Source organism: Phycisphaerales bacterium (assembly GCA_035627955.1).
Lineage (GTDB): Bacteria > Planctomycetota > Phycisphaerae > Phycisphaerales > UBA1924 > JAEYTB01.
This window is the reverse complement of record DASPKU010000011.1, coordinates 124202-136657: the sequence shown is the minus strand read 5'-3', so window position 1 is coordinate 136657 and position 12456 is coordinate 124202. Positions and strand designations below refer to the sequence as shown.

Annotated in this window: 9 protein-coding genes; 1 reads left to right on the top strand and 8 read right to left on the bottom strand. The window is 67.0% G+C overall.

The window, feature by feature from the left end:
* From VD997_09340 to VD997_09315, 6 genes are all read right to left on the bottom strand, one after another.
* Positions 1–858 carry a hypothetical protein gene (locus VD997_09340; GenBank protein HYE62188.1) on the bottom strand — a complete coding sequence of 286 codons (858 nt, stop codon included), beginning with the start codon at positions 856–858 and terminating at the stop codon, positions 1–3.
* Positions 855–1286 carry a 30S ribosome-binding factor RbfA gene (gene rbfA, locus VD997_09335; GenBank protein ID HYE62187.1) on the bottom strand — a complete coding sequence of 144 codons (432 nt, stop codon included), beginning with the start codon at positions 1284–1286 and terminating at the stop codon, positions 855–857. The genes VD997_09340 and rbfA overlap by 4 nt, the downstream gene beginning before the upstream one ends.
* Positions 1283–1702, bottom strand: a complete 420-nt coding sequence (locus tag VD997_09330; protein ID HYE62186.1) for a DUF503 domain-containing protein — start codon at positions 1700–1702, stop codon at positions 1283–1285. Before VD997_09330 ends, rbfA begins: the two co-directional genes overlap by 4 nt.
* Before the next feature lie 85 nt (positions 1703–1787).
* The gene (infB, locus tag VD997_09325) at positions 1788–4808 is read right to left on the bottom strand and encodes a translation initiation factor IF-2 (GenBank protein HYE62185.1); all 3021 of its coding nucleotides are present in this window, start codon (positions 4806–4808) and stop codon (positions 1788–1790) included.
* 103 nt (positions 4809–4911) lie between these two features.
* The gene (nusA, locus tag VD997_09320; GenBank protein ID HYE62184.1) at positions 4912–6276 is read right to left on the bottom strand and encodes a transcription termination factor NusA; all 1365 of its coding nucleotides are present in this window, start codon (positions 6274–6276) and stop codon (positions 4912–4914) included.
* 674 nt (positions 6277–6950) lie between these two features.
* The gene (locus VD997_09315) at positions 6951–8615 is read right to left on the bottom strand and encodes a hypothetical protein (protein HYE62183.1); all 1665 of its coding nucleotides are present in this window, start codon (positions 8613–8615) and stop codon (positions 6951–6953) included.
* Positions 8616–8831: 216 nt separating this feature from the next.
* On the opposite strand from VD997_09315, the gene VD997_09310 reads away from it, so the two are divergent.
* Entirely contained in the window at positions 8832–10052 is a 1221-nt protein-coding gene (locus VD997_09310; protein ID HYE62182.1) for a hypothetical protein, read from the top strand.
* On the opposite strand, the gene VD997_09305 is transcribed toward VD997_09310, so the two are convergent.
* Both VD997_09305 and fliM read right to left on the bottom strand, forming a co-directional pair.
* The gene (locus VD997_09305; GenBank protein ID HYE62181.1) at positions 10049–11152 is read right to left on the bottom strand and encodes a hypothetical protein; all 1104 of its coding nucleotides are present in this window, start codon (positions 11150–11152) and stop codon (positions 10049–10051) included. The two genes, VD997_09310 and VD997_09305, sit on opposite strands and share 4 nt — an antisense overlap.
* Before the next feature lie 157 nt (positions 11153–11309).
* A complete protein-coding gene (gene fliM / locus VD997_09300; protein ID HYE62180.1) occupies positions 11310–12326 on the bottom strand; it encodes a flagellar motor switch protein FliM in 1017 nt (338 codons plus the stop codon).
* Positions 12327–12456 lie beyond the last annotated feature (130 nt).

The window sequence follows — 12456 nt, the reverse complement described above, 5'->3', positions numbered from 1 at the left end:
TCAGCTCCCACTGCGCGGCTTGGTCTTGGCCTTCTTTGCTGGCTCGGCCTTCCGGGCCGCTTCGGGCTTGCGGGCGGGCTCGGGCTTGCGCGCCGGCTCGGCCGCACGCCCCTTGGCAGCCCCCTTGGCCCCGCCGGCCTCCTTCGGCTCCTTCGCGTCGCCCTTGCCGTCGTGCCTGACCTCCGCCGCCTGCACCTGGATCGTTACTGGGCGCTTGTCGCGCTTGGGCGGATGCCCATGCTCGTCCGACCACGCCTGCAACAACAGATGCGCCTCGAGGGACTCTTCCGCCTTGATATGGTGCGTCAGCCAGCTCGCCGCCTGCTCGACCGGCGTCTTCTCAGCGACCACCTGCTCTTCGACCAGCAGCGTCAGCAGCCGCTCATCCACGGGAACCCCGTGCCCCAGCCCCGATACGACGCACACCCGCGAGGACACGTATGGCGGGCACCCCGCCAGCCCATCCAGATACTGCCGCGCCTCCCGCTTGCCCCCCTCGGACAGGTGCTTCAGCGAGATCGCGTGCTGCCGCTGGTAGATGTCGTTCAGCGTGCTCCGCAGCCGCATCGCCCGCTCCACCGCCAGCGGGTACTTCTCCCCGATGATCTGTGCGACCTCGTCGGCGACGCACACCCGCAGCTCGTTGTAATCAACCACCGCCTCGCGGACCCGCTTGAGCGCGTTGCGCGCCTGGGCCGTGCTCGCCTCCCACAGCAGCATCGAGAACACCAGCTGGTGCACCAGCGCGTCGAACTCATCCGCCGGCTCGGGCGTCACCACCGGCGCCGCCAGCTCGGCGTGCTGCCCCCGGAGCTTCTTGAGTAGCGCATTCAGCTTCTTCGTCGGGTCCACACTCACGGGTTGCCCTCGTCGGTCCCCGGCGTCCCGGGCGGACTCTCCGCATTGTTCCCCTCCGGCTCGGGCGGCGGCGGGGGGCGGGTGGCCAGGTCCTGCCGCACCTTGTCCAGTTCCTTCAGGATCGCCGCCTCCTTCTTGAGGGTGCTGTCCAGCCGGAAGGCGAAGTGGGGGAGCGTGCGGGTATTGACGATCTCGCCGACCTCGTGCCGGATGTGCTTGGCCGCGCTCGACAGGCCGTGCAGCGTCAGCTCCGCCTTCTCCTGCGGCAGCACCGATACGTTGATGACCGCCTGCGACAGGTCGGGCAGCACGCGCACGCTGGTCACCGTGATCAGCCCGCCGATCCGCGGGTCGCTGAACCCGCGGGCGAACACCTCGCGGACGCCGCGCTCGATGGCGCTGGTCAGTTGCTCCAGCCGATGGCTCAACGGAGTCCCTCCGGTTTCCCGTCACCCGCGATCGCATTCTCACCGAGCCGCAGCATCTCCGCCGCGAGCTCCTCATCATGCTCGAGCGCCGCAAGCGGATCGACGCCTTCGGGCAGCGGCTCACCCCGCGGATCGTGCAGCACCTCGCGGCTGAACCCCGAGAGCTCCGCGTCGTGCAGGGCTCGCAGCTTCGCCATGATCCGGTCGAGCGTCTGCCCGATGTGCTTGCCGTCGTTCCCGACGACCGCCAGGGCCATCCGCGCCACGGACATCTTGTCCTGGAGCGCGACCTCCGCCACCGACACCATGTGCTCGCGGTGCAGCTTGTCCTTGAGCGAACTGACCACCCGCCGCTTGTCCTTGATGGACTCGGCGCCGCGGATGAGCAGCTCGAACTGGAGGATGCCGATCACCATAGGGAAATTCGCAATTCAGCAAAGGTGCAAAGGGCAAATCCGGACGACCTCTTCATTTGCCCTTTGCGATTTGCACCTTTGCCCTTTACTTCTTCGCGGCCTCCGCCCCCGCCAGCGTCCGCTTGAACTCCACCTTGCGGTAGCACTCCAGGACGTCGCCCTCCTTGATGTCGTCGTACCCGTCGATCTTCATGCCGCACTCCATGCCGGCACGGACCTCCTTGGCGTCGTCCTTGTGCCGCTTGAGCTGGGCCAGCTTGCGGTCGTGCTCCACCACCACGCCGTTGCGGGTGACGCGGATGAGCGCGTCGCGCTGCACCTGGCCGTCGGTGATGTAGCAGCCCGCGATGTTGCCCACCTTGGTGACCTTGAACACCGCGCGGACCTCGGCGTGACCCAGGACCTCCTCGCGCACCTCGGGGGCCAGCATGCCCTCCGCCGCCTTCTTGAGGTCGTCGGTGATGTCGTAGATGACCTGGTACGTGCGGATCTCCACGCCCTTGGCCTCGGACAGCTGCCGCGCCTTGCCGCTCGGGATCACGTTGAAGCCGATGATGATCGCCTTCGACGCGTCCGCCAGAAGCACGTCGCTCTCGGTGATGCCGCCCACCGCCGCGTGGATGACGCGGGTCTTGACCTCGGGCGTCGCGATCTTCTCGCACTCGCCCTTGAGCACGTCCACCGTGCCCTGCTGGTCGGTCTTGAGGATGATGCGGATCTCCTTGACCGCGCTCTCCCCGCCCTGGGCCGTCTGCATCTGGCTGAACAGCGAGTCCAGCGTGAGCTTGGGGGCCGCCAGCGCCGTGTGACGCTCGCGCTGACGCCGCTGCTCCGCCGCTTCCTCGGCCTGCTTGAGGTTGGCCGTCACGAAGAACTTGTCGCCCGCGTCGCACACCACGTCGATTCCCGACACCTGCACCGGCATCGGAGGCATCGCCTCGCGCACCCGCTTGCCCTTGTCGTCCGTGATGTCGCGCACCTTGCCGAAGGAGCGCCCCATGACGATGAAGTCGCCCACCTTCAGCTTGCCCTGCTGGATGAGGATGCTGGCGACCGCGCCGCGACCCTCCTCCATCTTGGCTTCGATGACGGTGCCCTGGGCCGCGCCGTCGAAGTCCGCCTTGAGCTCCAGCAGCTGCGCCTGGTAGTCCAGCGCCGTCAGCAGCTCGTCGATGCCTTTGCCGGTCACCGCGCTGGTGCGCACCACTTCCGTGTCGCCGCCCCACTCAGCCGGGTTGAGCCCGGCCTTGGCCAGCTCGCCCAGCGTCTTCTGCACCTGCGCCTCGGTGGCATCGGGACGGTCGATCTTGTTGAGCGCGACCACGATCGGCACCTTGGCCGCCTTCGCGTGGTTGATCGACTCCACCGTCTGCGGCATCACGCCCTCGGGGGCCGACACCACCAGCACGACGACATCGGTCATCTTCGCACCGCGGGCACGCATGCTCGTGAACGCCTCGTGGCCGGGCGTATCCAGGAACACGACCTGCCGCTTGTTGTTCTCGACCTCGACCTCCGCGACGAACGCGCTGGTCTTCTGCGTGATGCCGCCGGCCTCGCCCGCCGCCACGTTCGCGTTGCGGATCTTGTCCAGCAGGCTCGTCTTGCCATGGTCCACGTGCCCGAGGATCGTCACCACCGGGCCGCGCTGGCGCTGGTCCTTCGCCTCGCGCTTCGCGAACTGGTCCGACACCGTCTCCTCCGCTGTGCGGGCCTCGACCACCTCCAGCTCAATGTCGAAGTCCATCATGATCTCGACCGCCTTCTCCACCGCGATCGGATCGTTGATCTTGAGCATGATGCCCTGCATGAACAGCTTCTTCGTGATCTCCGAAGCCTTCACGCCCGTGGAAGCCGAGAGGTCCTTGATCGTGAACGGGGCCGTCACGCGGATGCGTCCCTCGGCGGCCGCGTCCTGTGCGGCCGGCTGCCCGGGCTTCTTCAGGTCCTGCTTCCGCTTCTTGAGGAACCCGCCCGCGCGGGCCAGGCGTGCCTCGCGCTCGATCAGGTCCTGTTCGCTGAAGATCCCCTGCGTAGAGCCCGACCACTCCGCGCCGCTGCGACCACGCCGACGATCCGGCACGCCCTGGCCGCTGCTGCGCTTGGCCGCCGCGGCCCCCGCGCCGCCGCCCCTGCGGGCGTTGCGACGATCATCATCACCACCGCCGCCGCCCGGCATCATCCCTGGCCCGCCGGGACGAGGTCCCATCGGGCCCGACGGCCCACCAGGTCCCATCGGCCGGTTCACACGCGGGCGTGGCGGCGCCAGCACTTCCGGCGCCTCCACGCGAACCACCTTGGGCCCCGATAGCTTCACCGGTGCACGCACCTCGAGCTTCGGACCCGCCGGCGATACACCCGTCGGCCGCAATGGCACATTCATCGGCGCCGGCTTCACCGGCACGTTTGGACGCACAGGGGGGCGCGACGGCTCGTTCCGAGTCGGCGTCGCCGTTCCCGCACCGCCACCCGGCCCCTCGGGGCCCTGCGCCGCAACGTCCGTGGGACGGCTCGCGGCCGCCGCGGGACGCTCCACCTGCGTGGGCTGAGGCATCGGGATCGCCGCGGGCGCCGGCGCCTGCGTCGGGCTCGGCGTCGGTGTCGCCGTGATCGTGCTGGCCGGCTGCGTGCTGATCGTCGGCTCGATCTTCCGCGCCTTCACCTCGACCGCGGGCGTCACCGGCTGCGCCTTCACCTCGGACGGCGCAACTGGGGCAGCAGTGGGAGCTGTCGGCGTGACTGCGGGCATCGGCGCCGCGATCGGCTCGGACGGAGCATCCGCCGGCGCGTCGACCGTGACCGTGGTCGTCGCCGCCGTGTCCCCGCCCTCATCCTTCGACGAGGCCTTCTTCCGGCGCGGAGCCTTCGTGCGCACCTGATCCAGGTCCACCTTCTCCGACGTCTCGATGGCGGTCGCCGTCCCGCCCGAGGTGTCGTGCTGGGTGAACCACTCGCGGATGGTCTGCTCCAGACCCGCGGAGATGGTGGACATGTGGTTCTTCACCGTCTCCACCGGGATCCCCTCGGCGTGGCACTTGGCCACGATCGCCTTGGAGTCCACGCCCAGGTCTTTCGCGATTTCGAAGATGCGCTTCTGCTTGGCCAATCAATGCTCCAGAACCAGCCCGATCACCACCGAACCACCAACACCACCGACCCATCCACCAATCACCGCGTCGTCACCGACGCGTGGATCACTCGTTCAGAACTCAGCCCTGCCCCAGGATGTCCGCCGCACGCGCATCCGCGTCCGGGGTGACCTCCTTCGCGGGTGCCGGAGCCGCGGCCCCAGCGCCCAGGATCGCCGCCGCCGCGGCCTCGCCCGCCTCGCCGGCGTTCGCGGCGCCGCCTTCGGCCAGCAGCTTGGCCGCGAGCTCGGCCTCCTCCTTGGCCTTGCGCTCCTTTTCTTCCTTGTCCTTCTGCTGCTGGGCCGCGACTTCCTTCGCCTTCACCGAGCAGATTTCGACGATCTGGGCCGCCTTGGCCTCGTCGATCTCCAGCTCCGTCATCAGCACTTCCTGGCCCACCTCCTCAATATCGAACACGCTGACCATGCCCAGGGCCGCCAGCTTGTCCGCCATCTGCTCGGTGATGCCCTCGACGCTCTGAATCGTCGCGTACATCGTCTCGACGCCCTTGGTGAACTCCTCGGGGGTGAGAATGTCAACGTCCCAGCCTGTCAGGCGGGCCGCGAGCCGCACGTTCTGCCCGCGCTTACCGATCGCCAGCGAGAGCTGATCATCGCGGACAACCACCGTCGCGCGCCCCAGTTCGAAGCACAGCGAGACTTCCTGCACCTCGGCGGGCTTCAGCGAGTTCTGAATCAGGATCTGGCTCGACTCGTTCCAGCGGACGATGTCGATCTTCTCGCCGTTGAGCTCATCGACGATGTTCTTGATGCGGCTGCCGCGCACACCTACGCACGCGCCCACCGCGTCCACCTTGCTGTCGATGGACGCCACCGCGATCTTCGTGCGGTACCCCGCCTCGCGGGCCATCGCCTTGATTTCGATGATCTTCTCCGCCACCTCCGGCACCTCGACCTCGAATAGCTTCTTGATGAAGTCCGGGTGCCCGCGGCTCAGCACAATCTTGACCTGGCTGCCCGCGTCCCGCACATCGAGGATCATGCACCGCACCCGGTCACCCGCCGCGAACTGCTCGCCGGGGATCTGCTCGCTCCGCGGCATGAACCCCTCGGCCCGATCGATCGTCACCACCAGCGCCCCGCCCTCGTACCGCTGCGCGACGCCCGTCACGATCTCGCCCATCCGCTTGCTGAACTCGTCGAAAATGCTCGACCGCTCATCGTCGCGGAACTTCTGGATCATCACCTGCTTGAACGTCTGCGCCGCGATCCGCCCGAACGCCACCGGCGGCATCTCCAGCGGGGCCCCGTGGCGCGTGAGGTTGAACTGCCCGCTGATGGGGTCCAGCGTGCACGCGAACTCCTCGGTATCCAGGGTGTTGAAGTACTTGCGGGCCGCCGACACCATCGCCTGCTCCAGGTCCTTCACCAGCACCTGCTTGTCGATGTTCCGGTCACGGGCGATCGAGTCGAGAATCCGCATCATTTCCTGGGTGTTGATCACTGCCTTCTGCCTTTCTGATTGCTGAGATGTCGAGTTGCCGAGATGTCGAGCCGAACGTGAACTCCAAAAACACAAAGGCCACGAGCACCGCGCCCGTGGCCCACGCCCCGCCCCCAGTCGACCTGGCGGCGGAACCTCCGGCATTGCCCCCTAGCCCCTCACGAGTATTCCTCCTGAGGACGGGGCAACCGACCCACGACACGGGGGTGTCGTGTGATCAGCCGGCATGGGTGTGGGCCACAAACAGCATGATGTCGCTCCCGGACCGCCGACACGGGGACCAACCCCGGGCCAGAGACCCGAACACAGTCCCGAAAGAGTAGGGGAGTGCCGGAGTCGATTCAATACCCCGGCCAATCACCCAGTCCCCCCCAGCCCTCCTCAGTCCCCAAGCTCACCCGGGCTCGCCGGCTGGCGTCGAGCCCGAATGCTTAGGACCCGCACCAGACCAGGCTCAATCACAAAGATCACGCGGGCGCTCCCGATGAACGTCACTCGTTAACTCCGACAGCGCGACGACGTTGTTGGCTTGCACCATTGGTGGCCCTCGCCATCAAGGTACCAATGAAAAGGCCCCTCGCCGGGGAGCAGCGGGGGGCCCGAGAGAAGAGGGAAGTAGCTGAAGAAAGTGCCGTCGCGAGCCCGCTGTAGGGGAGTCAGCAGGGTCCGCCACCCAGCACGCGGAAGAAGCTCTCGATGTCTTGATCAGTCCCGAAGTCGCCGTCACCGTTGAAGTCGCTGCCGCCCTCGAAGCACGTGGGGCAGCAGCTCCCGCCCAGGCACGCGAAGAACGCCTCGATGTCCTGGTCCGTGCCGATGTCGCCGTCGCCGTTGTAATCAGCGGTCCCGCACACCGGCGCGTTGGTCTGCACCAGCCGCATCGCGATCGGGCTCTGAAGGCTCGTGAAGTTGCCGCTGGTCCCGCGCGAGCGTGACTGCAGCCCCGAGGCCCCGTGGTGGATCGAAGCCGCGAAGTTGATCGGGTCCTCCGCGACCAGCCGCACCCAGTACCGCCCCGGCTCCAGCGTCACGTTCAGCGGCGCGTACGCCCAGCTCTCAAACCACGGGCTGAACCGCAGCGTTAACGACGTGGTCGCCAGCGGCGCACTGGTCTCATCAGGACGGGACGTCACCGGGTTTTCCGGGAACACCGCCACCAGCACCTCGTTCTCCACCACGTAGTTCGACGTGTGCCCGTCTATCCCGATCTCGCCGATCCGCCACGTGGCCGTCACGTCAAAGGGCTGGAACACCTGCCACTGGCTCGGCCGGCCCAGCGCCCGCCCCTGCCCGCTCGACAGGCTTGCGCCATGGTTGAGTAGGAAGTTCCGCGTAGGGCAGGCGCTCGCCTCGCACGTGTCCACCACGCCGTTGTTGTTGCAGTCCGCCGCACCGCCCGCGATATCCGCGCCGTCGCCGACCCCGTTCCCGTTGCAGTCCTGCAGCGCCGGCGTGACGTCGCCGGTGGTCAGCGTCATCGCGATCGGCGCCAGCCCCGTCGGGCTCGTATAGATCGTCTGCACGCCCGTCCCGTCCAGGTTCAGGCTCCGCACCGTGCCCGCAAGCTCATCACTGATGAACATCTTGCCCAGCGCCGGCGCCAGCAGCAGGTCCGTCAGCCCGCTGGAGCCGCTCGTGTCGTTGTACGAGCAGTCGAACACAATCTCAAACCCGGTGTTGTCCAGCCGCGCCCGCGCCACGTGATCGGTGATCGTGTCGCCGTCGATCCAGTAGATGTACCCCGCCGCGTGGTGCAGCCCGATCGCCCGCGCCTGGCTCACCCCCGTCACCACCGTCTGCGCCGCCCCGCCGTCCACCGGCACCCGCTTGATCTGCCCCTCCACGCAGAAGTACACGAAGCCGTTCGTCGCATCCACCCGCGGCGACAGCACCACCTCGGTCGCCGGCGCCGCGTACATCGTCACGATGTTCGAGCCGTCCGCGTTCATCCGCTGCAGCTCGTTGTTCGTCGAGTAGAAGACCCGCCCCGCCGCATCGCGCGACGTTCCGCGGGCAAACCCGCCGACCCCGCTCAGGACCGTGTGCCCCGACCCATCCAGCCCCGCCTGGTGCACCTCGCTCCCGCCGCCGCTGTCCATCCACACCAGTGTGTTGTTCGCCGCGTTGTAGCTCACGCCCATCGGCAGCCAGTCCGCCGCCGGCAGCAGGAATGCCGTCTGCGGGTTGCTCCCGTCCAGCCCCATCCGCACGAACCGCGCGGCCTCGTACTGGTACTCCGCCAGGATCAGCTCCTGAGCACTCACGCCCGCCGCAAACCCCGCCATGGCCAAAAGACCCGCGACACACATTCGAGTGGACATGACCTCTCCTTTGTTTGGTGCTGACGTGTTCGGTGTTCATGCCGGCGCCCGCGGGTGATCCGCGCCCGGTCTCTCACGCCCGGGCCATGGGGCGACGCCGAAGGTACCTTTTTCCGAGAATCTGTGCAAGCATTTGTACAAATCCTTGTACAATGTTTTTCACCCGCCCCGGTTCCCTCGGGGCGGCACCCAGAGGCCGCCGATATGTTGTCCGGGATGGCTCCACGAGCGTCAACGTGCAAGAGGTCAAAGGCCGACGCGCCCGCGCCGGTCCTGGACCAAACCTTCGAAGCCCGCACGCTGCAAGTGCTTGCGCAGCTCCGCGGGGCCGTTCAGTCCCTCATCGCCGCCCTCCCCGTCGAAGCCCCCCGCGCCGTCGACCTCCGCCGTGCCCTCAACATCGACGCCGCCCTCGCTTGGCAGATCTTCTCCCTCGCTAATCACCAGGACCTGCTCCGCACCGGCCGCCTCGTCCCCAAGGCCGGCGCCATGCGACGCTTCGTGGAGTCCGCCCAGTCCGCCGGCACCTCCGCCGCGGCCATCGCCGACCTCCAAACCGCGTACCAGCAGTTCGAGGTCGCCGTGAAGGACGTCGCCGGCGACCGCCGCACCTTCGACGCCATCCTCTCGGGCCTCTGCCCCGACGACGAGAGCGCGCTGCTCCGCCTGCGCCGCGCCGCCTTCCGCGCCAACGCCTCCGTCTGGGGCGTCAGCGCCCGTGCCTCCATCCACTCTGTCATCTTCTACGAGCGCCCTACCGGCGAGCACGACTGCCTCGGCATCCGCGGGCGCGTCGGCCTCCGCAAGCTCCAGGAAGGCGCCTCCATCGGCATCTACGCCTCCAGCCGCACCTGGGGTGGCTCCACCTGCCCCCCCGATTCCGGCGCCGACGTCGCAGTGGACGGCTGCACCCTGCTCCCCGAGTACTCCACAAAGCCGCTGCCCAAGATCACACGCCTCGAGGGCCCCGACGGCCTCTCCCGCGACTACGTGCAGCTCGAAAAGCTCGGCCGCTCCGGCGAGGTCACCGTCTTCTGGCGCAACCTGACCCGCAACTTCCCCGGCGGCAGCCGCACGCCCCCGCACGGCATCACCGCGCCCTGCCTCGAGCCCTCCGAGGTCCTCCTCCTCGACCTCATCATCCCGCACGGCTGGGTCAACCCTTCTACCACCTCCGTCTGGGTCACCCCCGAGAGCAGCCGCTACGCCACCGCCCACCACGGCCTCGTGCCCCACCGCCTCCCCTTCGAAGGCTCCGCCGAATACCTCGGCACCAGCCTCCAGTCACTCCGAACCACGCACATGCCCCGCTACCACGAGATGGTCACGCAGCAGCTCGACCTGCTCAAGTGGCACATCCCCTTCGACATCTTCCGCTGTGTGGTGAACTACCCCGTCCTGCACTCGGCCGTCAACCTGTGCGTCGGAGCGATCTAAGAGAGTCGTTGCGACCGTCGACGACGACCACCATGCAGCATCAACCCAGCTGCGGCTACCAAGCTTGTCGCCGGGGTTGGCACCGGTCGCGTCCACAGCAACGCTTCGTTGCGGTTCCGAGTCGTGTTGAACCCATATCCAGTCACGAAGATCGTCTGACCATCGCTCCAGATGCCGGTAGCGATGGTCTCCGCCCATGATCCAGTCAGCACCGTTGCGAGATCCTCAGGGCTCGATGTTGCGCTGTTCCACATCGTCGCATGCCGATGTGCCCCCACATGCATCTCACCCGCTAATCGTCCTTGGTGAATCGCTCGAATGGCGCCTTCAACCGACGGCCCAGCCAGATAACTCATAGACGCCGCAGTTCCACTCCAGATCACCGGCCGTCTGAAAGACCCGGAGGTTGCACGTTCGTACCCAACCTGAATTCCACCCTCGACCGCAAGTGCTTCCGAGTAGTAGGAGGACGGGGTGAGATTGATGTACGAACCGGCCGTTCCGCTCCAGAGTGCGGCCTGGCGCAAGTTGCCATTGAAGTTGGTTGTGGAGCCGACCTGCTGACCACCAGCAACTCCCCAGGCAAAGCTCGCCTCGTTGAGCGGCCCTGGATGGAGGTCCACTGCGGATGCCGATGAACCGCTCCAGACCGTCGCGTGATAGCGGCCGGTCGAAGGGACGAGCGCGTATCCGGCCTGCTGCACACCAGAAGTAGCCATGACTTCGGAGAGGCTGGCCCAAACGGGGTGAATGTCCTGCGCCGATGCAGCTGTTCCGTGCCAGATCGTGGCGCGGTCCCAACCTCCGTAGTTTGCCGATCCGGCCTGCTGACTTCCGAATGCCGCGTTCGCCTTCGACCTTCCAGCGCCAGAGGGGTTGAGATTCACCCAGGACTGAGCCGATCCGTTCCACAGGACGGCTGCGTCACTTGGGATGCCAGTACTCAGTCCGACCTGCCCGCCGGATGACACCCCACTGGCCACAGAAGCACGGTTGGCTGGGTTGAGGTAGGCGACGGACCATTGAGCGTGCGATTGGCCGCTGAGAACCAGCGCTGTAACCGCAATGCTCGCACGAGCTTGCCAGTTCGGAAACGGCATGTCATCTCTCCCGACCGCCCCGCGGCGGCTCCTACACAGACTAGTCGGACCAATGGCTACCCGCAAGCCTACTTGCGTTAGACCCGGTGTTCGTCGGCAGGGCAGAAGCTGGGAGAACTCAGAGTTCACCTGTGAAACCCGAGACTGGGGCTCAAGGTCAACGCTCTTCGCTAGTGGTCGCCCGCAACACCTTCAGCGCCCGGTTCCCCCGGAACTGCCCGATCTGCGCCACGAACTTCCGCTCCCCCTCCACACACACCGTCACCGGCGTCGCCGCGGGCTTCTCCGTCACGATGATGTCGCCAACCGTGAGCTCCAGCAGCTCCCTTAGCGTGATCGTCGTCTCCGCCAGCAGCCCCGTTACGTTCAGCGGTGCCCGTGACAGCGTCCGCGAGATCTGCGTCTCAATCTCCTTGCTCTTCTGATTCTTCGCGGCCGCGAACCAGCTCTGGCTGCTCAAAACCTCCATCACCGGCTCGATCACGTTGTACGGAATGCACAGGTTCATCGTCCCTGCGCGGTTGCTCATCTTGAGCTCAAACCCGATCACCACCACCACCTCGTTCGGCGGCACGATCTGCACCAGCTGAGGGTTGCTCTCCGTAGCCGACACCGTGAACGTCAGCTGCTTGATCCCCGCCCACGCCTCCGCCAGCGCCACCAGCCCGCGCTTCGTCACGTTGCTGATCAGCCGCGTCTCGATCAGCGTCATTGGCCGCTGCGGGATGAACAGGTCCTGCGTCGTCCCCCCCAGCAGCCGATCGATGATCGGGTAGATGATCAGCGGCGAGATCTCCAGGCACATCTGCCCCTCGAGCCCCTCCGCCGTGACCAGGTTGAACGACGTCGGGTTCGGCAGACCGCTCGTGAACTCCGAGTACGTCATCTGCTCGCACGTCGCGACCTTCACCTCCACGATCGTCCGCAGGAATCCCGAGAGCGACGCCCCGAAGTTCCGCGCAAACCCCTCGTGCAGCGTCTGCAGCGCCCGCATCTGGTCCTTGCTCACGCGCTCCGGCCGCTTGAAGTCGTACGGCTTGACCTCCGCCGACTCCGCCGCCCCGCGCCGGCCCCGCGCGAACACCGGCGCGTCCTTCCGCTCCTCCTTCACCTCCCCGGCGTCCACCGCCGCGAGAAGCGCATCAACCTCATTCTGATCCAGCACGTCAGCCATGACGCTCCTGCCTCAACCGGGGCACCCGTCCGCCCGCAATCCTTTCTTATCGGCCCACCCCCGTCCCGCGCTACAAACCACACGCCACCCTACCCCACACCCCCCGGGCAAACCCGCCTCCATGCCGGGT